The organism is Cupriavidus sp. 207A1, assembly GCF_057798955.1.
In genome coordinates, this window is the sequence record NZ_JBYOJO010000005.1 from 100,816 (window position 1) to 121,337 (window position 20,522).

Here is a 20,522-nt window from a genome sequence, read left to right on the forward strand (position 1 = left end):
AGGAGAGCGACATGACCGTACGCAAATTGCCGGCAGTTGGTTTCGCAGTCCTGATGGCACTCACTTCTCTAGGAGTGAGCGCCCAGTCGGCTCAAGGATCACAAGGCGAGGTTCCCAAAGCACCACCGACTACGGCACAAGCCAAGGCCTTGATTGCGGAGCGATTCAAGGCGGCCGATGCCAATCACGACGGCAAGCTGACCCGCGATGAAGCGCAGGCAGGCATGCCCCAGGTCTACGCGAATTTCGACAAGATTGACGCCAAAAAGAAGGGGTCTGTCACGGAACGTCAGATCGGTTCGTACTGGATGAAGAAGACCAAGGATCAGATGCAGAAGGAAGATCCGATCTGGAACTAAAGGACTGATACGCTCAGGTTCAGACCTTACAAGGTGACGGAGCGGGCGGTAAGGGGCAGTACCGCTCGCTCCTGGAAAAGGACTCCGTCAGGTCATCGCTACAGCGTGCCGCGATTGGTCAGATCAGCGGTTTCCGCGCTGCCTGCCACGCTTCACTAAAGCCGCAAACGTAGTAGTACGACTTGTTGCCCGAAACTAACGAGCGACCAAACACGTGGCGCCCGTACCACAAACGAATAATTTCATTTATAGGCCCAAAACATTTCATATCAGATCGCCGATGGCGATCAGGTGATTGGTGAAGAAGCCGGAAACGTTGATCAATTCAAGGTCGGCGGATGTCGTCACCGTTGAATGCAAGGAAGCGCTGTCGCGGGCATGAAGGCGACGTAGTTGCGCTTCATTGTCTTCACGCAGCTTTCGGCCACCCATCCTCGTGGTCAGGCCCGGGGGTCGCTACTCTCCTGCATGCGTTCAGAACAACGTTCCGAGAACATGCAAGGGTTGGGGGGAGAGGGCAGGAGCATCCACGAAGTCACGACTGCAGATTCACGTCGCTTCACCACCCACGGCAGGTCTTGCGGAATCGTTTCGGAGATCGACTATTTGCGAGCGGGCGCAGCGACGGCACGATGCTGCGTCCGCGCAGGAATGGGAACTGTCCTATCGAGTTCCTGACTCTGATGCGGGAGACTGACACGGTCATCGCACACAACGATGGCCGGGCGTGGAAGCCCGAACTGCAAGCACCACAGGTCGGCGTCTTCGACGCCGCCTGTCTCCGCATACGCGCTTGTCATCCATGGCGGGCCGACACGAGGCAGCCGCAAGGCTGGCCGGCTTGGTGTTTGCATCGGTCTTCCACCCTCGTCGTCAGGCCCGCCGCCCTCCGCTAGCGTTGTGCGGTGGACCTTCAGGTAACGATTGGAGGGGCCTATGTCGGAAATCGATCTATCAACGGCGCGGTACAGTCTTTTGGCAGTGGCAGCGGGAATAGACGGCGTGCTTGCACTGCTAGAGCAGCAGAGTGAATGGTAGGAGGGGGCTTTTGGGGCGTTTTGCTTATTGGGGTTGGTGAAGGCGCAGTTGGAACGGGTGTTGGAAGAGGAGTTGCCGACTTCTTGATGTAGAAGGGTTGGTGGCATGGTTGACTGGGATTGCGGTCGGCTCGCTTCGGGGGTGGGATTTGAGTGGTTGCTGTTGGTGACATGCTGTCGGCTTTTGAACCGCGTGGTTCCGCCCTGCTGGGCGGGTCACTTTTTGGCCGAGCGCCAAAAAGTAACCAAAAAACGCGTGATTGCCCTGCGGGCGGCATGTCTTATCGTAGTGTGCCCGGGGGCTTTCGTACGGGGCTTTGCTTCCTCGCATAGCGGGACTGCCTGCCGCAGGGGTGCGCCACGGTGGCAGGGGCGTTGAAGTGCAGGTTGAACGAGCCCAGAGCGGTGGGTGGTCCCTGCTGCGGACCTTGCCGTAGGAACGCCTACGGCTGCGCTGCGCGCCGGCCCTATCGCGCGGCGTGGGCCCTGGCACGGGACGCATCGCTGCGCTCGCTTGGCGCTGTCGGCCGGTTAGCTTGGCTGGCGAATCGCCAGACGCATTTGGCTGCCTTCGCGCAAACGCCCAATACCCGCCAGCGCAATCGAGCCTGCGCAGCAGCCGCAGGCGTCCCCGCGATACGGCCGGCAGCAGGCTGCCTACACCCTCATTGGGATTGTCCAATAGTGGGTGATCGCAGGCACTATCCCTGACTCACATAGCGTAGCAGCGCCGAACGGGCAACCACGCCCAAGCGGAAAGCACCACCGCCCGAGCCACCAACACCGTGAAATTGATTGCCAGCCGCACAGGCGACGCGTTTTTTGGCTGCTTTTTGGCGCTCCGGCCAAAGTGACTCGCCGGCTACGCCGGCGAAACAGCCGCGCCCGCCAAGAGCGATCCCAGCCCAAAATGCCCAAGATGGGCACCCTTACACCGTAGCAACCGGCGTAACCGGCGACCCAACCGCCCCGGGCAACCGCAACGGCGGCGCCGTCAACTGGAACCGCGTACGCCGATTCCCCCTCAGCCAGTCCGCCAGCTCCCGCAAATACCACAGCTCTCCCAACGGCAACCCCAGCTTGAACAGGCAATGGTGATGCAGCGGCAGCAACGGATGGTGCGATTCGCCGTCGGGTGCCGGGCGGGCAGGGTAGCGCTCCACCGCATAGTTATCGGCGATCAGTGCCGCGATGCCAGCATCGGTGATCCAGTTCAGCAGCTTGTCATCACGCCCGTCGAGCGCGCAGCAACTGTGATGCAGCACGGCCTCGTCCGGCTCGCGCTGCATCGACAGCACCACTTCGGCAAAGCCGGTGCGCAGCAGCAGCATGTCGCCGCGTTCGACTTCCACCCTGGCGGCCTCCATTGCGCGCATCAGGTCGTCGTAGCCGACATTGCGGAAGTCCATGCCGAAGACATGAGCCAGGTCGACCAGCACGCCGCGTCCCTGCATGCCCTTGACCGCGAAGTTCTCGATGCCGAGCGCGTGCGCCGCGCTGTGATCGTGGCCGCAGGGGTGCGCCGCGAAGTTGTCGTCCTCGGCATAGTCGACCGGGCCGACGATATGCTCGTTGGCGCGGTAGCCGTTGTAGTAGACCCGCTCGGCGCGGCCATCGCCGTCGGCGTCGAAGAGCGCGCCCACATGCGCCAGCGCGTCCCATTGCGTGCTGTACTGCAGGCACATCAGCACCTGGTCGTCGCTGATCACATCAGTGGCGGCAGGATCCATCTTTGCCAGCGGGAAGTTGGTGTACGGCGCGTCGTCACGGAAGGTCGGCCGCAGCACCGGCGGATGACGGCGCGGATTGAGCTTGTTGCCGCCAGGGTAGTCCAGCGGCAGCGACAGGCAGAAGCTCAGGCCGGCCTGCACCTCGCGCGCGCCCTTGATGACCTGCTCGGGCCCGATCAGGTTGATGCGGCCGAGCTGGTCGTCGGGGCCAAAATCTCCCCAGTTGGAACCTTGCGGACGTTGCTTCCAGCGCATGAGTCATGCCTCCTGTCGTGTATCTGGCCGTGCTGAACGACCAGCGATGCGGAATGGAACGGGGAGCCGGACCATACGTTGCGCATGGCCGGCGCGTCGATTCGCCGGCCTCGTCTGCATGAAACCGGTTGCACCCTTATAGGCCATGCTGGCGGTGACGGTCATTATGCGGTGCAGCACAAGCCCCTCGCGTAGGGACGTGGTGCGCCTTCTCTTCATATGTTGTCATACAACATGACGCGCATGTGAGGAGGTCTTCCCCCGGAAATGCCGGGGCATTTAGGGATAACCCGCACCCAGATTGGAGTCGAACCGGATAGAATGTTGTCAGACAACGTAACACATGCTCTGATCACGTTTCGGGGCTGGAGAGAACATGGCAGCAGCACCTACAGTGGCCCCGCAGGCGGCGCGCCCCCTCTACATTGCGATGCACGCCGCCGACAACGTCGCCATCGTCGCCAATGACGGCGGCCTGCCGGCAGGCACCACGTTCCCGTGCGGCCTGGTGCTGGCCGAAGCCGTCCCGCAAGGCCACAAGGTGGCGCTGGCCGACCTGCGCGAAGGCGACGCGGTGATCCGCTACAACGTGGTGATCGGCTACGCGCTCAAGTACCTGCCGCGCGGCAGTTGGGTCAATGAGCGCGTAATCCGCATGCCGGACGCGCCCGGGCTGGAGGACCTGCCGGTCGGCACGCGCGTGACGCCGCTGCCGCCGCTGGAGGGCTATACCTTCGAGGGCTATCGCAATGCCGACGGCTCGGTCGGCACGCGCAACATCCTGGGCATTACGACCACGGTGCAATGCGTCGAGGGCGTGGTCGAGTTCGCGGTGCGACGCATCAAGGAAGAACTGCTGCCGCAGTACCCCAACGTCGACGACGTGGTCGGCCTGGAACACACCTATGGCTGCGGCGTGGCCATCGACGCGCCCGACGCCGGCATCCCGATCCGCACCATCCGCAATATCGCGCTGAACCCCAACTTCGGCGGCGAGGTGATGATCGTCAGCCTGGGCTGCGAAAAGCTGCAGCCGGCGCGCCTGATCGGCGCCGGCACCATTCCGATCCAGAAGGCCGGCGAGCCCGACGTGGTCTGCCTGCAGGACGAGCAGCACGTGGGCTTCGCCTCGATGATCGAATCGATCATGGCCACGGCGGAAAAGCATCTCGCGCGCCTGAACGCGCGCCGGCGCGAGACCTGCCCGGCGTCGGACCTGGTGGTGGGGGTCCAGTGCGGCGGCAGCGATGCGTTCTCCGGCGTCACCGCCAACCCGGCGGTGGGTTTTGCCACCGACCTGCTGGTGCGCGCCGGCGCCACGGTGATTTTCTCCGAGGTGACCGAGGTGCGCGACGGCATCGACCAGCTCACCGCACGCGCCGCCACGCCCGAGGTGGCGCAGGCGCTGGTGCGCCAGATGGCCTGGTATGACCAATACCTGGAGCGAGGGCAGGTCGACCGCAGTGCCAACACCACGCCGGGCAACAAGAAGGGTGGCCTGTCCAACATCGTCGAAAAGGCGATGGGCTCGATCGTCAAGTCCGGTACCGGGCCGATCCACGGCGTCAGCGGCCCGGGGGAAAAGGTCACGCAGAAAGGCCTGATCTATGCCGCCACGCCCGCCGGCGACTTTGTCTGCGGCACGCTGCAACTGGCCGCCGGCATGAACCTGCACGTGTTCACCACCGGACGCGGTACGCCATACGGCCTGGCGGAAGTGCCGGTGGTCAAGGTCTCCACCCGCAATGACCTGGCGCGGCGCTGGCACGACCTGATGGATATCAACGCCGGCCGCATCGCCACCGGCGAAGCAACCATCGAGGAAGTGGGCTGGGAGCTGTTCCACACGCTGCTGGCCGTGGCCAGCGGCAAGAAGTCATGGGCGGAGCATTGGCAGATCCGCAATGCGCTGGTGTTGTTCAATCCGGCGCCGGTGACTTGAGTTTCGCCCTGAGGGCTGGCTGAGGGCTGGCACATAGCCCTTTATCCGCTGATCGCCTTCAGCCGCGGAATCAGTTCCTGCAGGAACTTGCGCGTAGCCAGCGTCGGCCGGCCAAGCCGGCGCTGGATCAGCGAGAGCCGATGCGCATCGGCCGGAATGTCGACGATGGCAATCGTGCGCATGCCCCATTCCTCGGCAATCTTCGCGGCATAGGAAGGGGCGATCAGCACGCTGTCGCCTTGCTTGACCAGCCCTAGCGCCGAGGTCAAGGTGCCGACTTCCACCCCGCTCGGCAACACTACGCCCTTGTCCGCAACCAGCTGGTCCAGCGTCCTGCGCACGCTGAAGAAGCGCCGCAGGCTGATGTGGTTGAAGCGCGTAAGGTCGGCCAGCCGTATCCGCTCGCGGCTTGCCAGCGGGCTATCCATGCTCACCACGGCGCGCATGCGTCCCTGGTAGACCACCTCCGAGGCCACGCCCGGCAGCTCGCCCTCGACCGCACCCAGGCCGAAGTCGACCGCGCCGGCGCGCACGCTTGCCACTGTCTCGTCGGTGGAAAGCTCGTGAAGCTCGAAACGCACGCCTGGAAACCGCTTCCTGTACTCGGTAATGGGCGCGGCGAGCAGGCCATAGATCATCAATGGCGACGCGGCAATGCTGACCTTGCCGCGCTTCAGCGCTGCGAGCTCCTCGACGCTGCGTGTCGCGGCCTGCATGGTGGCGATGACGTCGACGGCAAAGGCATGGAACTCGATGGCCGCATCGGTCGGCTCCACCCGCCGCGTGGTGCGGTCGAACAGCGCAAAGCCGAGCTGGGTCTCGAGTTCGGCAATTACCTTGCTCGCCGCGGATTGCGTGATGTTCTGCCTGGCCGCAGCAGCGGTAATGCTTTGCGTTTCAAAGACCGCCAGGAACAGGCGCAACTGCCGCAAGGTTATGTTCATTCCTGCACCGACTGGATTCATGAGAAGAAGTCGATTGTGTCATGAATGCATCTGTCTCTACCATCGGGCCTTGCAGTGATTCGACGCGGGCAAACCGCGCGCCAGATGGAGGAGACACGAAATGTTCCGGACCTTGTCGTTGCGGCGCTGCCTGGCCAGCGTCTGCTTGCTGCTGTTTTCGTCAGGCGCACTGGCGGGCGGCGATTATCCGCAGAAGCCGGTGACGCTGGTGGTTCCATTCGTCGCTGGCGGCATGACCGACGTGCTGGCCCGACAGCTGGCCGCAACGATGCAGAAGGCCACGGGCCAGCCGGTGCTGGTGGAAAACCGCCCAGGCGCGGGCGGCATCATCGGCGCGGAGAAGGTCGCCCGCGCGCAGCCGGACGGCTATACCCTGCTTGTCACCACCACGGCCCATGTGGTGAATCCGGCGATCACCAGGCGCCTGCCTTACGACACGGAGCGAGACTTCGCACCGATTGCGCTGCTGGCGAGCACGCCGAGCGTGCTGGTGGTCAATCCATCGGTCCCTGCGCGCAATCTCCAGGAACTGCTCGCGTTCGCGCGCCGCTCCGGCAACGTCAGCTACGGCTCGGCGGGAACCGGCGGCACCACGCATCTATCGGGCGCCTTGCTCGCCAGCCGCACCGGCGCACCGCTGCTGCACGTGCCGTACAAAGGCACCGCCGCGGCCGTCAATGACCTTCTTGGCGGACAGATACAGGCTTCGTTCGTCGATGCGCTGACTGCGCTCAAGTACATACAGGCCGGCAAGCTCACGCCGGTGGCCGTCACGACGAAGACTCGCGCGGCGGTCCTGCCCGATGTGCCGACGGTCGCGGAGCAGGGCGTGCCGGGCTACGAAACCGAGATCTGGATCGGATTCTACGGCCCCGCAAGGCTGCCGCCCGCGATCCAGGCGCGGCTGAACGAGCTCGCGCGCAGCGCGATGAACGAGCCGTCATTCCAGGAAATGCTGCGGCAACAAGGCACTACGCCGGGCCGCATGCCGGTCGCCGATTTCCAGCACTTCGTGAGCCAGGAAATCCGCAAGTGGGGCGACATCGTCAAGCGCAGCGGCGTCGAACCGCAATAGCAGGCATGGCGAGCACTGTCGCGGCCACGTCATAACACCAGGAGACTCCATTGAAATCAGCACTTCCCTTTGCCATCGCGGCGTTCGCCACCGTTGCGCACGCCGCCGAAAGTTATCCCGCCAAGCCCGTCACGCTAGTCGTGGCCTACGCGGCTGGCGGCATGACCGACATCCTGGCGCGCAAGGTCGCGGCGGACCTGCAGGCGCAGACCGGGCAGCCCTTCGTGGTGGACAACAAGCCCGGCGCGACGGGACAAATCGCGACGGAATACGTGTCGCGCCGGCCCGCGGACGGATACACCATCCTGGTCGGCGCGACCAGTCACGTCATCAATCCCGCGTTGAAGAAGGCGCTTCCGTACGATGCGAGGAAGGCATTCGACCCGGTCGCGCTGCTGGCCATCAGCCCCAACTTCGTGCTGGTGAACGCAAACCTGAACCTGAAGACGTTCGCCGACCTGAAAACCTATGCGCGCACGCATCCGTCGATTCCATATGGCACTGCCGGGATCGGCGGCGCCCCACATGTGGTTGGCGAGCTGTTGCGTGTCCAGAGCGGCCTGCCGCTGGTGCATGTCGCGTACAAGGGCGCAGGCCCTGCGATGGCCGACCTGGTGTCGGGGCAGGTGCCTTTCGGCGTAGCAGAGTCGGTCACGGCCAACGCTTACCTCAAATCCGGAAAGATCGTGCCGCTCGCGGTGGCCTCGGCGCGCCGCAGCGAGCAGTACCCAGCGGTGCCGACGCTGAACGAGCTCGGCTACAAGGGCTTCGACCTGACCACCTGGGTCGGCGTCTACGCGCCAGCCGGCACACCGCCGCAGGTCCTGGCCACGCTCAACCAGGGCTTTCGCAAGGCCATTGCCAGCCAGGCGACTTCCGACTACATCCGCTCGACCGGATCAGAGCCCGGCAACATGGACCTGCCCACCTACAAGGCGTTCGTCCAGTCGGAGATGGACAAGTGGAAGGCCGTGATCCAACAGGCGGGGGTCAAGGATGAGTAATCGCGATGACGCAGGCGTGCGCAGTGTGGAGTCGCCCGAACTGGCGTTCTTCGCAGCGCTTCGCTCCGGCACGCCGGAGGTGCAGTGCTGCCAGCGGTGCGGCAAGCGCTTCTTTATCCCGCGTACACATTGCCCGGTGTGCCGCAGCACGGACTACCAGTGGGTGCCGATGACGACCGCCGGCAGGCTTTACTCCTACTCCGAGATTCCGCCGCAGGGCGCCAACCCGGGCAGGAATGTCGTGCTGGTCGACATGGCCGACGGCTTCCGCATGATGTCGACGGTTCCGGCCGCCGGCCCCGGCGAGCTGGCAATAGGCATGGGCTTGATTGCCCGCGTCGACGCGAGCACGGAACCGCCGCGCATTGTCTTTGAGGAGGGCGGCAAATGATCGATTGGGAGCAATCGTTGCGCGGCAGCATTGCCATCGCCGGCAGTGCCACTGCGGGCATTGGCGATGCCGGCGGACAGACCGACCTGGAGATTACCTCGCGCGCCGTGCACGCCGCCGTCGCAGACGCCGGACTGGCGATGACAGAGATCGATGGATTGATGAGTGCCAGCCTGGCTTCGTCGATGTGGGTGGTGAAGCTGGCCGAGTACCTCGACCTCAGGCCGTCCTTTTCGGACAGCACGCAGATTGGCGGCGCGTCGTTCGTCGGCCATCTGCTGACGGCGGCCGCCGCGATCCGGGCAGGGCTGTGTCGCAACATCGTGATTGCGTACGGTGCGACGCCGCGAGGCGGGAACAGCGTCTCGGCAACGTCGCCCGCACGCGCACGGCTGGACCCCTATCCGTTCGAAGACCCGTTCCAGCCCTTCAATCCGCCAACCAGCTATGCGCTGGCCGCGATGCGGCATATGCATGCGTACGGCACTACGCGCGAGCAGCTCGCGGAGGTTGCTGTGTCGGCGCGCAAATGGGCGCAACTGAACCCGGAAGCGTTCCGGCGCGAGCCGCTGACGATTGACGAGGTGCTGGGGGCTAAGTCGGTGTCGTCGCCGTTCACGGTACGCGACTGCTGCCTGGTGACGGATGGCGCGGGCGCCATCGTGGTGACGAGTGCGGATCGCGCCAGCAGCCTGAGACGCCAGCCGGTCTACGTACTGGGGACGGCCACCTCGCATCACCATCGCCAGATCTCGTGCATGGACGACCTGACCGTGACCGACGCGCGCATCACCGGCGCCCAGGCCCTGAAGCGGGCCGGGGCGAGCCTGGACCAGATCGACCTGGTGCAGCTCTACGACGCGTTCACGATCAATCCGATTCTTTTTCTCGAAGACCTTGGGTTCTGCGAGAAGGGCGAAGGCGGCCGCTTTGTCGAGGACGGGCGAATCGCTCCCGGCGGCGTGCTGCCGGTGAATACCAATGGCGGCGGCCTGTCCTGCGTCCACCCCGGCATGTACAGCATGTTTGGCCTGGTCGAGGCCGTGCGCCAGTTGCGTGGCGAGTGTGGCGAGCGCCAGGTGCGCAACGCCAGGACCTGCCTGGTCCATGGAAACGGCGGCGTGCTGAGCGCGCAAGCCACAACCATCCTTTCAACTGAGAGATAAAGCAATGCTGAACGGTAAAGTCGTCTTGGTAACGGGCGCGGGCAACGGCATCGGCCGTGCCGCGGCCATCGAGCTGGCGCGGCAGGGCGCGGCGGTGGTGGTCAACGACCTCAGCGTCTCGCTGGACGGCCAGCAGGCCGGCGCGGACGCGGCGGCGAGCGTGGTCGACGAGATCGTGCGGGCTGGCGGCAAGGCCGTCGCAAACGGCGACTCGGTGGCCGACTATGCCGGCGCGCAGCGCATGATCGAGGCGGCGGTAAAGAATTTCGGACGCATCGACGCCGTGGTCAACAACGCGGGCATCGTGCGCGACAAGATGTTCCACAAGCTGACGCCGGAGGATTTCGATGCGGTCGTAAAGGTGCACTTGTACGGCACCTTCAACGTGAGCCACGCCGCGGCACAGCACTTCAAGGACCAGTCGGGCGGCAGCCTGATCCACATGACGTCGAATTCCGCGGTCATCGGCAACCGCGGCCAGGCCAACTACTGCGCCGCCAAGCTCGGCATCGTCGGTCTGTCCAAGGCGATCGCGCTGGACATGCAGCGCTTCAACGTGCGCTCGAACTGCATCGCGCCGCTTGCCTGGAGCCGGATGACCGAAACGATTCCGGCCAAGACCGCCGAGCAGGCGCGCCATATCGAGAAGATCCGGCGCATGGGGCCGGAAACCATTGCGCCGTTGATCGCGTATCTGGCGTCCGACGAATCGGCCAGCGTGTCGGGCCAGGTCTTTGCGATCCGCCTCAACGAGATCTTCCTGATGAGCCAGTCGCGCCCGGCCAAATCGGTCCACCGTTCCGACGGCTGGACCCCGCAGGCGATTGCCAGCCACGGCATGCCGGCGCTGCGCCAGTCGTTCATGCCGCTCGATACCTCCGCGGAAGTGTTCGCGTGGGACCCGGTGTGAGCGCACCATGGCGATTGATTACCACCGGCTCAAGTCAGCCGCGTTCGCGCCGCTGCGCCACGCTTATGGCCCGGATGACTGCATTCTTTATGCGCTGGGCGTGGGCGCCGGGCTGAGCGATGATCCCGAGATCGGCGATGAGGTCGAGTACCTGTATGAGGAAAGGCTGAAGATGCTGCCATCGATGGTCGCGGTCCTCGCGTATCCCGGCTTCTGGATGCGGGACGCGGTACACGGCATCGACTGGCGCCGGGTCGTGAACGGCGAGATGCGGATGACGCTGCTGCGCCGGCTTGCGACTTCCGGCGAAGTCGTCAGTCGCAGTCGCGTGACGCAGATCACGGACAAGGGCGCGCGCGGCGGTGCGCTGGTCGTGACCGAACGGTCCCTGTTCGACGCGCAGACCGGGCAACCGGTCGCGCGCGTGGACCAGGTCAATGTCTGCCGCGGCGACGGCGGCTATTCGGCGGGAGACGCCTCGCAGTCGGACGATGCCTTGCCGCCGATCCCGCGCCCCCCGGAGCGCAAGCCCAACGATCGCCTGGTGCTTCCCGTGAGCAGGAACCAGGCCGCCATCTACCGGCTCACCGGCGACAGGAATCCCCTGCATATCGATCCCGACAGCGCGAAGCTGGCCGGCCTGGATGCACCGATCCTGCATGGCGCGTCGATGGCGGGCCTGGCGGCCAGGGCGGTGATGACGACGCCGCCGTGCGCGGACGCCTTCGTCTGCCGGCTCGACATCCGCTTTAGCGGGATGGCGTATCCGGGGCGCGCCGTTGCGGTCGAGCTCTGGCGGTCGCCCGATGCGACGCGCTTCCGTTGCAGCGAGGCCGATAGCGGCAGGGAACTGGCGTTCGGCGTTGCCGCGTGGCAATCATCCGCGTCCGTGGAGGCATGACCATGCAGGACAAAGTGATCGCATCCGCCGCAGAGGCGGTTGCGGACATCCGCTCTGGCGCGTCGATATTCGTGGGGGGATTCGGTGGCTCCGGCATCCCGACGCAGCTGCTCGCGGCATTGCTCGCGCGCACCAGCGTGACCGACCTGACGCTCGTCAACAACAACGCCGGCGCGGGCGACGCCAGTTTCGTGGCGCTGGTGCGTGCCGGGCGCGTGCGGCGCATTGTCTGCTCCTATCCGCGCATGCCGGGCTCTGAAGTCCTGCGCGAGCTCGTGCTGGCCGGAAAGCTGGAGGTGGACGTGATGCCGCAGGGGACGCTGGTCGAGCGCATCCGGGCCGCCGGAGCAGGACTGGGCCCGTTTTTTACGCCGACCGGATACGGCACGCCGTTCGCATCGGGCAAGGAATCGCGGATTATCGACGGACGGGGGTACATCCTCGAGCAACCGCTCCATGCCGACTACGCCTTCATCAATGCCTGGCGTGCCGACCGGCTCGGCAACCTGGAATACCGGTACGCCCAGCGCAATTTCGGGCCGGTCATGTGTACGGCGGCGAAGACCACCATCGTCGAGGCCGACGCCATCGTGGCGACCGGCGCCCTCGATCCCTGCCACATCGTGACGCCCAGCGTCTTTGTCAGCCGTGTTGTCCGGAGAGAATCATGCGCTACCTGACCCGAGACGAGATCGCCCGCATGGTGGCGGAAGATTTCCCGCGGTATGCCGTTGTAAATCTAGGGATCGGCATGCCGACGCTGGTGACTGAGCATATTGCGCCGGGCCTCGGCATTCACCTGCATAGCGAGAACGGCATTCTCGGCATGGCGCAACGCGACCCGCGAGTGCCGCCGGACCCGGACCTGATCAACGCCAGCAAGGAGAACGTCGCGCTCCAGCCCGGTGCGTCGATTTGCGACCACGCCTTGTCCTTCACCATGATGCGGGGTGGGCACCTCGACATCACCGTGCTGGGCGCATTCGAAGTCGCGGCCAACGGTGACATCGCCAACTGGGCGCTGGGCGAGGGTGATCCGCTGCCGTCCGTCGGCGGTGCCATGGACCTTGCGGTCGGCACGCCAACGGTGTGGGTGATGATGGAGACACTGACGCGTTGCGCGGCTTCGCGCCTGGTTTCCCGCTGTTCGCTGCCGCTGACCGCGCAGGGCGTGGTCAGCCGGGTGTATTCGGAGATCGGCGTCTTCGACGTGGAGGACGACCACTTCGTGCCCCGGCGCCTGATTGCGGGGGTGGGGCCTGAATCGTTGTCCCGGTGGATATCCGGACCGGTCGCGTGGCCGGTCGACAGGCCAGCCGTGATCGCGTTGCCACCGGACGGGCGAGGCGGCTGACATGGAGCGTAATGACATGAAGCAAGACATCGTCGCGGAAGCCAAGGCATGGCTGGAGAACACCCTGGCAGTGCTGCGCGAGGAATTTCCGGCGCACGCCAATCCTGGCCAGCCGTGCCGCATCCGATGGAATGCACTGCTCTGCGATGCCGACCTGGTCGCGCTGACCTGGCCGCAAGCGCTGGGCGGTCGGGGGTTGCCGACGTCGGACCTGATTGCCTTTCACGCGCTGTGCGCGAAGTTCGGCGCACCGCAACCGATCAACAGCATTGCCCACTCGATTCTCGCGCCGACGCTGCTGCAGTTCGGCACGGAGGAGCAGAAGTCGAAGTTTCTTCCCGGCATTCGCGCGGGTACGGAGATCTGGTGCCAGGGCTACTCGGAGCCGGGCTCCGGCTCCGACCTGGCCTCGGTCCGCACGCGGGCAGCCAGGGCGGACGGCGGCTGGGTCGTCAATGGCCACAAGATCTGGACCACCCAGGCGCACCTGGCGCGATGGTGCTTCGCCCTGGTCCGTACCGAAGCCGGAAGCGTTGGACACCGGGGCCTGAGCTTCATGCTGGTGGACATGCGGTCGCCCGGGGTGCGCGTCGAGCCGATCCGCCAGCTGACCGGTGAGGCCGATTACAACGAGGTGTTCTTCGAGGACGTGCGGGTACCGGACGGGCACATCGTTGGCGAGGTTGGCGACGGCTGGCGCATTGCGATGGCCGCTGCCGAATTCGAGCGCGGCATCTATTTTCTGCCCCGGGTGGTGCAGCTGGAGCACGAGCTGGATCGGGCCAGAACGTTGCTGGAGCAGGCGCAGCTTGACGCCGCGGATACCGGCGCTTATCGCCATCGGCTGCTCGAGGTCAGCGACAGCTGCCAGGTCATTCGCTGGCGTGTCGAACAGGTGGTAAGCCAGGTCGCGGCGGGAAAGACGCCCGGCACGGATGGCGCGATTCTCAAGCTGCTATGGAGCGAAACGCGCCAGAAGGTGATCGAGCTGCAGCTGGACCTGCTGGGCGAGCGCGGCATGGTCGGGCCTGACGCTGCCGGTGCGTACTGCGAAGACGCCGCGGTCGTCAGGGAGTTCTTGTGGTCTCGGGCCGAGACAATCGTGGCTGGCACCTCCGAGATCCAGCGAAACATCATTGCGGAGCGCATCCTGGGGCTTCCGAAGGACAAACATGCCAATCCAAGCTGAAGCGGAAGACATGCTGCTCGAGTCGTTCGACCGGCTCATGCGCGAGCAGCATCCGGTCGCCTATGCACGCAGCGGCCCTACGCTGGATGAGCCGGGGCACTATGCAAAGTGGGCGCTCCTCGATGACGGTGGCTGGCTTGAACTCGCAGACTGCGAGACCGAACCGGAGGCCTATTACCCGCTTGCCCTGGGTGAAATGATGGGGCGGTCCTTGCTCAGCCTGCCGCTGGCCTTTTCCGCCTACGTGCTGCATCCGCTGTGCCAGCACGTTCCGGAACTGCTCGGTGCCGGCACCGTATTGCCATGGCGGCAGCATCCCGGCGTTGGCCGCGTGGACCCGGCGGGGCCGGATGGCGCGAGCCGGCACTTCATCGATTTCCATGGGCGGCGCGCGTGCTACTACCGGCTTGCGCGCGCCGATGATCGCGACGATGCCTGGCACATCCGGCGTTATGACGGCGCCGAGGTCGAGGTGGTCACGGGCCTGGACGTGTGCGGAGCGCTCGCAAGCCTTCCGGCTGGCAGTCCGGCGGCACAAGCCGGCTTTCACCTGCCATTGGGCAGCATGCAGGCGCTGTTGCGCAGGTATCTGGCGGTGGAACTGGCTCAGACCCTTGGCGCGGCGGCTGCCGCGCTGGATATGGCTGTCGCGTACGCAACAGAACGCCGCCAGTTTGGCAAGCCGATCGGCCAGTATCAGGCCATCAAGCATCCCCTGGCCAACGCCTGGGTCGCGCTGGACAACGGGCGCTATGCCATCCGTGCCCTGTTGGACGATGGCGCGGTGCCGGGCGTGGCGGGCATCGCGGCTCGCCTGGTGGTGGCGGCCGCCACGCAGGCGACCAGGCTGACCATCCAGGTCCATGGCGGCATTGGCTTTGCCTGGGAGCATGATGCGCACCTGTTCCTGAAGCGCGTTTATCACCGGCGGACGCAGGTTCAGCGGCTGGCGAGGTACTGTGAACATATTCCAGATGACGATAATTGTATGAACACAATTCGCTTGTTGGCATGAGTGTTACGGCGCGAACATGGCGGCTATCAGACAAGGAGACATGGATGAAGGCCCTGATTGCCGCCCTTTTTGCTGCCCCGATGACCGCAATGGTCATTGCGCCCACAGCTTTCGCGCAAGGCGATTCCTACCCCAGCCGGCCCGTCAAGCTGGTGGTGCCGTTCACCGCCGGCAGCGCCTCGGATACCGCTGCCCGCATCGTTGCCGAAGAAGTGCGCAGCTCACTCGGTACCGTCGTCATCGACAACCGGCCCGGTGCCAACGGCATCATCGGCGCCACCCACGTGGCGAAGTCGCCGGCAGACGGCTACACGCTGCTGCTGACCAGCAGTTCGACCCATTCCGGCATCGAGGCACTGTACAAGCGGCCCGGCTATGATCCGATCAAGGACTTCGTCCACATCTCCCGCATCGCCACCATTCCGATGGTGCTGGTGACGAGCCCCGATGCGCCCTACAAGTCGGCGCGGGACATGGCCTCTCATGCGCAGAAGAGCCGCCTGCGCTATGGCTATGGCAGCGGATCGGCGCAAATTGCCGCAGCGACCTTCTCGCAACTGGCCAACGTGCCTGCCGATGCGATTCCCTACAAGAGCCAGCCTCCGGCCGTGACAGATTTGCTCGGCAGCCAGATCGACTTCATGGTCGCCGACACCTCGGTGGTGATGAGCTTCCTGCATGGCGGGAAACTGAATGGCCTGGCGATTACCAGCCCGAAGCGCCTGCCCGAGCTGCCGAACGTGCCGACCATGGCCGAAGCCGGCTACAAGCAGTTCGACCTGGTGGTGTGGGTCGGCCTGGCGGCGCCGGCCGGAACGCCCGCGGCGATCGTGGAGCGATGGAACCAGACGGTGAACCAGGCGGTTAACCGCCCGGCCGTCGTGGAGAAGCTGGCGCGACTCGGCATGGTCGCCGCGCCGGCGACTACGCGCGAGTTCGCGGCATTCACCGTCGCGCAACGCGGCATCTGGACATCCCGTGCTGCCAAGGCCGGCGTGGAGCAGCAATGACCAACGAAGCAGGGCAGAATGCCGGACCGCTGGCCGGCGTGCGCGTGCTGGACCTGACCTCGGTGATCATGGGGCCGGTCTGCACGCAGATCCTGGCCGACTACGGCGCCACCGTGGTCAAGGTCGAGCCGCCGCAAGGCGACGTGATGCGCCACGCCGGCAACAAGCGCGCGCCCGGATTGGGCGCGATGTTCCTGCACGCCAACCAGGGCAAGCAGTCGCTCATCCTCGACCTCAAGTGCGAGGCGGATATCGCCACGCTCAGGGAGATGCTGCCGACGTTCGACGTGCTGGTGCACAACGTCCGGCCGCAGGCCATGCGCCGGCTCGGCCTGGACCACGAGGCGGTGCGCAGGCTGAACCCCGGCCTGGTATATGTCGAACTGTCGGGCTATGCCGAGGGCGGCCCGATGCGCGGACGCGCCGCCTATGACGACGTGATCCAGGCCCAGGCCGGGCTGGCGGATTTGTTCGCCCGGCAGACCGGCGGCCCGCCCCAGTATGTGCCGACGCTGATTGCCGACCGCGTGACCGGTCTGACCGCCGCGCACGCCACCATCGCAGCGCTCTACAGCCGGCAGCGCAGCGGACGCGGCGATACCATCCGCGTCTCCATGTTCGAGACTATGGCCGCGTTCGTGCTGGGCGACCACCTGGGCGGCGCTTCCTTCGAACCGGCAGCCGGCGCCATGGGCTACAGCCGCCTGCTCACGCCGCACCGCAAGCCCTACCAGACCAAAGACGGGTACATCGCCGCGGTGGTCTACAACGACAAGCACTGGCGCTCGTTCTTCGAGGCCATCGGCGAGGTCCCGAGGTTCGAGGCCGACCCGAGATTCCAGACGGCCGCTGCGCGTGCCGACAATTACGACACCATCTACGGCTACCTGGCCGAAGTCATGGCAACACGCACCACGCAAGAGTGGGTGGAGTTGCTGGAAGGCGCGGATATTCCCCACGCCCGCGTCAATCGTGTCGAGGACCTGGTGGATGACGCCCAGCTCAGGGCCGTGCGATTCTTCGACGAACGCGACTTCGGCGATGCCGGGCAACGGCGCATCGTTGCGCGCTTCCGCTCACCGGCAGCCACAAATGACTTTCCCGCACCCGCCCCGACGCTGGGCGGCGGCACAACGAACCCTGGACACTGACGATGGAAAACCTGAAACACCTGGCGCTGCAGGTCTCGGATCAAGGCGTGGCGACGCTGCGGATTGCCAACGGCACCAGCCTCAATATCCTGGACTCCGACACGATCGTCGAATTCACCGGCACGCTGCGCCGGCTGGCAAGGCGCCAGGACGTGCGCGTGCTGGTATTGCGCGGCACCGGCGACAAAGCGTTCATTGGTGGCGCGAACATCAAGGAGCTGGCGAAGCTCGACCCCGAGACGGCGGTGGCCTTCATCACGCGCCTGCACGATCTGTGCGAAGCGGTGCGCGACTTTCCCGTGCCGACGATTGCGCGTCTGTCCGGCTGGTGCATGGGCGGCGGGATGGAGTTTGCCGCGGCATGCGACATCCGTATCGCGGATGACCAGGCGAACTTTGCCATGCCGGAAGTGCGGATCGGGATCCCTTCCGTCATTCACGCCAACATCCTGCCGCGGCTGATCGGCGAGGGGAACACGCGCTGGCTGCTGTTGACGGGCGCATCCGTGGACGCGGCGCGGGCGCAGGCGTGGGGCTTCCTGCACCAGGTGGTGCCGAACAGCGGCCTGGATGACGCCGTTGCGCATACGGTTGCCGAAATCCTCGAATGCGGTCCCGCAGCGGTGCGCGCGCAGAAAGCCTTGCTGCGCGCCTGGGAAGACCCCGCCATCGAGCGCGGGCTGAAGCACAGCATCGAAGTCTTCGGGCAATGCTACGCCGGCCCCGAGCCGGACGCCTACATGACCCGCTTCTTCGAGCGCAAGCGGCAACGATGAAAGGCGCGGGGCCGTCGGGTATGATCGACGGCTCTGCCAAGCCTCTGTTGCCCATGAACTTCACGCTCCGGGAGTTTCGCGTCTTTCGCGTCGTCTACGAACTCCGCAGTTTCAGCGGCGCTTCGCAGACGCTGCACATGACGCAGTCCGCGGTCAGCAAGGTATGCCAGGAGATGGAGTCGAAGGTCGGTCAGCGGCTGTTCGAGCGCTCGACGCGCAAGGTGGTACCGACGCTCCTTGCCGATCAGCTGTACCGGCATGTCTGCGAAGTGCTCGGGACCATGGATGCCGCCGAGCGCAGCATGCGCAGCCTGCTCAACATGGAAGCCGGCGAGGTGAGCGTCGCCGCTTCGCCGATGCTTTGCGTGGGGCTGCTGCGCAAGGCGGTCACCGCGTTCCACCACGCTTATCCCGCGATTCGCATCGGCCTGCATGAATTGTCCACCGATGAAACCATCGACTATGTCGTCAACGGCAAGGCGGACTTCGGCCTGGCATCGATCGAGGGCGCGCACCCGAAGCTGACCATCGAGCACGTCTTCAACGAAACGATGTTTGTCGTCTGCGCCGCGGAACACGCGTTGGCGCGCAAGCGCTCGGTAAGCTGGGAGCAGCTGGCGGCCTGGCCGCAGATTTCATTGCACCCGACCTTCAGTACGCGGCGCACCGTGGACCGGGTCTTCGCGTCCCGGCGCCTGGCTTATGCCACCGCGATCGAGGTCGGGACGGTGCTGTCGGCCATCAGCTTCGCCAAGGCTGGTGTCGGCGTGGCGGTGCTGCCGGGCTATGTCACCGAGCTGGTGGGCGAGTTCGGCATGGTGGCGAAGGCCTTGCCCGCCGAAGGCGTCGAGCATCCGATCGCCATCATCACCCGGCACAACGCCATGTTGTCGGCGCCGGCGGCGCGCCTGCTGGGCGACGTCAGGGAGTCGCTGGAACAAGGACCGCGCGCCACGTCATAGCCGGGCGCGCTTGTCGGCGTCAGCCAGTGCCGGTTCCCCGCAACGGCTTCAGCAAATACGCCAGCCCGTTGTGATCCAGTTCATGCATCAGCGCCAGCAGCGCGCCGATCTGTCCCGGCGGAAAGCCTTCGCGCGCGAACCAGTTCAGGTAATTGCCAGGCAGGTCGGCGATCAGCGTGCCTTTGTGCTTGCCAAAGGGCATGGTGACGGTGACCAGCCGTTTCAGGGCGTCGGCGTCGAAATCGGGCATGGGAGCAAGCCAGTCGGAAAGCGCCACGCTACCACAGTCGCGCCCGCGGTAGCCGGGCTCAGGAAGCGCGGGGGCGCGCACGGGCTGAGGCGGCGGTTGCCTCCGCCACGGCGGCGCGCACGCATTCGGCCAGCAGTTCCGACGCACGGGACCGCGTGGCGCGCGCCGCGCGGGCGATCACCAGCGGCTGGCGCACGGTCTCTTCGCGTATCGGTTTTTCCACCACGGCGGCGATCTGGGATGACGCGGGCGCCTGCGTGATCAGCAGCGCCACGCCCAGGCCATTGGCGACCATGCCGCGTGCCAGCTCCAGCGAGGTCGCGCGGTAGCGCACCTCGGGCTGCAGCCCGTATTGCCAGAACGGCGCCATCAGGAATTCGCGGCTGTGCGGCAGGTCGATCAGGATCAGCGGCTCCTGCGCCAGGTCGTGCAGCGAGATGCTGCCACGGCGCCGTGCCAGCCGCGAGCCGGCGGGCACCAGGCCGTAAGGCCGCAGCTCGGCCAGCCGTTCGCGCTCGAGGTCCTCGGGCATGCCGACGTCGTAGCTCAGCGCCAGTTCGATCTGCCCGCCAAGCAACCAGTCTTCCAGCTGGGCCAGGTCGCCCTCGACAAAACGCACCGCCAGGTTCGGATAACGCTCGCGCGCCATGCGCAGCACCACCGGCAGGTAGACCGGCGCCAGCGTGCGGAACACCCCGATCTGCACTTCGCCGGCCGCGCCGTCGCCGCGCTTGTCGACTTCAAACGCCGTGGCCGCGCCCAGGATGTGGCGCGCTTCCGCCAGCTTGCGCGCGCCGAAGCGGGTCAGGGTCATGCGCGCGCCGGCGTCGCGGGCGAACAGGGCTTCCTCGAACAGCGTCTCCAGCTCGCGGATGGCCACGGAGATGGACGGCTGCGACACGTTCAGCAGCCGCGCCGCCGCCGTGGTGCTGCCGGTTTCCGCGGTCGCGGCGAAGTAGCGCAACCGCCGCAGCGAGATGCGGGAGACAGGCATCAGGAAATCCTATAGGTGCTAGTCGAATTCCATATTTTACTTGATAGCTTGCGCTGCGCAGAATCTAGGCACTGAAACGCAAGCCC

General features: G+C 65.5%; 21 protein-coding genes. 16 read left to right on the plus strand and 5 right to left on the minus strand.

Going from position 1 to position 20,522, the window contains the following annotated elements; all coding sequences use genetic code 11:
- Nucleotides 1–11 precede the first annotated feature (11 nt).
- Nucleotides 12–359: a CREC-EF hand family protein gene (locus tag AC3FMM_RS10750; protein WP_115683321.1), complete on the plus strand. Its 348-nt coding sequence runs from the start codon at nt 12–14 to the stop codon at nt 357–359.
- Between the two features lie 264 nt (nt 360–623).
- On the opposite strand, the gene AC3FMM_RS10755 is transcribed toward AC3FMM_RS10750, so the two are convergent.
- Nucleotides 624–791, minus strand: coding sequence for a hypothetical protein (locus AC3FMM_RS10755; RefSeq protein ID WP_198036074.1), 168 nt, complete (start codon nt 789–791; stop codon nt 624–626).
- Nucleotides 792–2,325: 1,534 nt separating this feature from the next.
- Nucleotides 2,326–3,381: a cyclase family protein gene (locus tag AC3FMM_RS10760; protein WP_115713590.1), complete on the minus strand. Its 1,056-nt coding sequence runs from the start codon at nt 3,379–3,381 to the stop codon at nt 2,326–2,328.
- 376 nt (nt 3,382–3,757) lie between these two features.
- Here AC3FMM_RS10760 and garD point away from each other — a divergent pair, with 376 nt between their 5' ends.
- Nucleotides 3,758–5,323 (plus strand): galactarate dehydratase, encoded by a 1,566-nt coding sequence (gene garD, locus AC3FMM_RS10765; protein ID WP_488686582.1) that lies wholly within the window; start codon nt 3,758–3,760, stop codon nt 5,321–5,323.
- Nucleotides 5,324–5,364: 41 nt separating this feature from the next.
- Here garD and AC3FMM_RS10770 read toward each other — a convergent pair whose 3' ends face one another.
- Nucleotides 5,365–6,267, minus strand: a complete 903-nt coding sequence (locus tag AC3FMM_RS10770; RefSeq protein ID WP_473704374.1) for a LysR family transcriptional regulator — start codon at nt 6,265–6,267, stop codon at nt 5,365–5,367.
- Between the two features lie 166 nt (nt 6,268–6,433).
- Between AC3FMM_RS10770 and AC3FMM_RS10775 the strand changes: the two genes are divergently transcribed.
- From AC3FMM_RS10775 to AC3FMM_RS10840, 14 genes are all read left to right on the plus strand, one after another.
- A complete protein-coding gene (locus tag AC3FMM_RS10775) occupies nt 6,434–7,363 on the plus strand; it encodes a Bug family tripartite tricarboxylate transporter substrate binding protein (RefSeq protein WP_473704375.1) in 930 nt (309 codons plus the stop codon).
- Nucleotides 7,364–7,524: 161 nt separating this feature from the next.
- Nucleotides 7,525–8,367 (plus strand): tripartite tricarboxylate transporter substrate-binding protein, encoded by an 843-nt coding sequence (locus tag AC3FMM_RS10780; RefSeq protein WP_473704376.1) that lies wholly within the window; start codon nt 7,525–7,527, stop codon nt 8,365–8,367.
- A complete protein-coding gene (locus AC3FMM_RS10785; protein ID WP_488686583.1) occupies nt 8,360–8,758 on the plus strand; it encodes a Zn-ribbon domain-containing OB-fold protein in 399 nt (132 codons plus the stop codon). The genes AC3FMM_RS10780 and AC3FMM_RS10785 overlap by 8 nt, the downstream gene beginning before the upstream one ends.
- On the plus strand, nt 8,755–9,924 hold the full coding sequence (locus AC3FMM_RS10790; protein WP_473704378.1) for a thiolase: 1,170 nt from the start codon (nt 8,755–8,757) through the stop codon (nt 9,922–9,924). The genes AC3FMM_RS10785 and AC3FMM_RS10790 overlap by 4 nt, the downstream gene beginning before the upstream one ends.
- A 4-nt stretch (nt 9,925–9,928) precedes the next feature.
- Complete coding sequence (locus tag AC3FMM_RS10795) at nt 9,929–10,834, plus strand: SDR family NAD(P)-dependent oxidoreductase (RefSeq protein ID WP_025581739.1); 906 nt, start codon at nt 9,929–9,931, stop codon at nt 10,832–10,834.
- Between the two features lie 7 nt (nt 10,835–10,841).
- Nucleotides 10,842–11,735, plus strand: a complete 894-nt coding sequence (locus AC3FMM_RS10800; protein ID WP_488686584.1) for a MaoC/PaaZ C-terminal domain-containing protein — start codon at nt 10,842–10,844, stop codon at nt 11,733–11,735.
- A gap of 2 nt (nt 11,736–11,737) precedes the next feature.
- A complete protein-coding gene (locus tag AC3FMM_RS10805; protein ID WP_488686686.1) occupies nt 11,738–12,415 on the plus strand; it encodes a 3-oxoacid CoA-transferase subunit A in 678 nt (225 codons plus the stop codon).
- Nucleotides 12,403–13,089, plus strand: coding sequence for a CoA-transferase (locus tag AC3FMM_RS10810; protein ID WP_488686585.1), 687 nt, complete (start codon nt 12,403–12,405; stop codon nt 13,087–13,089). Before AC3FMM_RS10805 ends, AC3FMM_RS10810 begins: the two co-directional genes overlap by 13 nt.
- 16 nt (nt 13,090–13,105) lie before the next feature.
- A complete protein-coding gene (locus AC3FMM_RS10815; protein ID WP_473704381.1) occupies nt 13,106–14,278 on the plus strand; it encodes an acyl-CoA dehydrogenase family protein in 1,173 nt (390 codons plus the stop codon).
- On the plus strand, nt 14,262–15,293 hold the full coding sequence (locus AC3FMM_RS10820) for an acyl-CoA dehydrogenase family protein (RefSeq protein ID WP_488686586.1): 1,032 nt from the start codon (nt 14,262–14,264) through the stop codon (nt 15,291–15,293). The genes AC3FMM_RS10815 and AC3FMM_RS10820 overlap by 17 nt, the downstream gene beginning before the upstream one ends.
- Nucleotides 15,294–15,337: 44 nt before the next feature.
- Nucleotides 15,338–16,303 carry a Bug family tripartite tricarboxylate transporter substrate binding protein gene (locus tag AC3FMM_RS10825; RefSeq protein ID WP_473704520.1) on the plus strand — a complete coding sequence of 322 codons (966 nt, stop codon included), beginning with the start codon at nt 15,338–15,340 and terminating at the stop codon, nt 16,301–16,303.
- Nucleotides 16,300–17,454 carry a CaiB/BaiF CoA transferase family protein gene (locus AC3FMM_RS10830; RefSeq protein WP_473704383.1) on the plus strand — a complete coding sequence of 385 codons (1,155 nt, stop codon included), beginning with the start codon at nt 16,300–16,302 and terminating at the stop codon, nt 17,452–17,454. Before AC3FMM_RS10825 ends, AC3FMM_RS10830 begins: the two co-directional genes overlap by 4 nt.
- Nucleotides 17,455–17,456: 2 nt before the next feature.
- Entirely contained in the window at nt 17,457–18,230 is a 774-nt protein-coding gene (locus AC3FMM_RS10835) for an enoyl-CoA hydratase (protein WP_473704384.1), read from the plus strand.
- Between the two features lie 53 nt (nt 18,231–18,283).
- Nucleotides 18,284–19,192, plus strand: coding sequence for a LysR family transcriptional regulator (locus tag AC3FMM_RS10840; protein ID WP_473704385.1), 909 nt, complete (start codon nt 18,284–18,286; stop codon nt 19,190–19,192).
- Nucleotides 19,193–19,211: 19 nt separating this feature from the next.
- Here the strand turns inward: AC3FMM_RS10840 and AC3FMM_RS10845 are convergent, their stop codons facing one another.
- Nucleotides 19,212–19,442: a DUF3820 family protein gene (locus tag AC3FMM_RS10845; protein WP_473704522.1), complete on the minus strand. Its 231-nt coding sequence runs from the start codon at nt 19,440–19,442 to the stop codon at nt 19,212–19,214.
- A gap of 58 nt (nt 19,443–19,500) precedes the next feature.
- A complete protein-coding gene (locus tag AC3FMM_RS10850) occupies nt 19,501–20,436 on the minus strand; it encodes a LysR family transcriptional regulator (RefSeq protein WP_326347062.1) in 936 nt (311 codons plus the stop codon).
- Nucleotides 20,437–20,522: the final 86 nt, after the last annotated feature.

Coding starts and splice junctions, on each gene's coding strand:
- AC3FMM_RS10795 (WP_025581739.1), top strand. CDS start 9,929: ATGCTGAACGGTAAAGTCGTCTTGGTAACGGGCGCGGGCAACGGCATC.
- AC3FMM_RS10750 (WP_115683321.1), top strand. CDS start 12: ATGACCGTACGCAAATTGCCGGCAGTTGGTTTCGCAGTCCTGATGGCA.
- AC3FMM_RS10815 (WP_473704381.1), top strand. CDS start 13,106: ATGAAGCAAGACATCGTCGCGGAAGCCAAGGCATGGCTGGAGAACACC.
- AC3FMM_RS10800 (WP_488686584.1), top strand. CDS start 10,842: ATGGCGATTGATTACCACCGGCTCAAGTCAGCCGCGTTCGCGCCGCTG.
- AC3FMM_RS10810 (WP_488686585.1), top strand. CDS start 12,403: ATGCGCTACCTGACCCGAGACGAGATCGCCCGCATGGTGGCGGAAGAT.
- AC3FMM_RS10835 (WP_473704384.1), top strand. CDS start 17,457: ATGGAAAACCTGAAACACCTGGCGCTGCAGGTCTCGGATCAAGGCGTG.
- AC3FMM_RS10785 (WP_488686583.1), top strand. CDS start 8,360: ATGAGTAATCGCGATGACGCAGGCGTGCGCAGTGTGGAGTCGCCCGAA.
- AC3FMM_RS10760 (WP_115713590.1), bottom strand. CDS start 3,381: ATGCGCTGGAAGCAACGTCCGCAAGGTTCCAACTGGGGAGATTTTGGC.
- AC3FMM_RS10755 (WP_198036074.1), bottom strand. CDS start 791: ATGGGTGGCCGAAAGCTGCGTGAAGACAATGAAGCGCAACTACGTCGC.
- AC3FMM_RS10770 (WP_473704374.1), bottom strand. CDS start 6,267: ATGAACATAACCTTGCGGCAGTTGCGCCTGTTCCTGGCGGTCTTTGAA.
- AC3FMM_RS10805 (WP_488686686.1), top strand. CDS start 11,738: ATGCAGGACAAAGTGATCGCATCCGCCGCAGAGGCGGTTGCGGACATC.
- AC3FMM_RS10830 (WP_473704383.1), top strand. CDS start 16,300: ATGACCAACGAAGCAGGGCAGAATGCCGGACCGCTGGCCGGCGTGCGC.
- AC3FMM_RS10820 (WP_488686586.1), top strand. CDS start 14,262: ATGCCAATCCAAGCTGAAGCGGAAGACATGCTGCTCGAGTCGTTCGAC.
- AC3FMM_RS10825 (WP_473704520.1), top strand. CDS start 15,338: ATGAAGGCCCTGATTGCCGCCCTTTTTGCTGCCCCGATGACCGCAATG.
- AC3FMM_RS10845 (WP_473704522.1), bottom strand. CDS start 19,442: ATGCCCGATTTCGACGCCGACGCCCTGAAACGGCTGGTCACCGTCACC.
- AC3FMM_RS10790 (WP_473704378.1), top strand. CDS start 8,755: ATGATCGATTGGGAGCAATCGTTGCGCGGCAGCATTGCCATCGCCGGC.
- garD (WP_488686582.1), top strand. CDS start 3,758: ATGGCAGCAGCACCTACAGTGGCCCCGCAGGCGGCGCGCCCCCTCTAC.
- AC3FMM_RS10850 (WP_326347062.1), bottom strand. CDS start 20,436: ATGCCTGTCTCCCGCATCTCGCTGCGGCGGTTGCGCTACTTCGCCGCG.
- AC3FMM_RS10840 (WP_473704385.1), top strand. CDS start 18,284: ATGAACTTCACGCTCCGGGAGTTTCGCGTCTTTCGCGTCGTCTACGAA.
- AC3FMM_RS10780 (WP_473704376.1), top strand. CDS start 7,525: ATGACCGACATCCTGGCGCGCAAGGTCGCGGCGGACCTGCAGGCGCAG.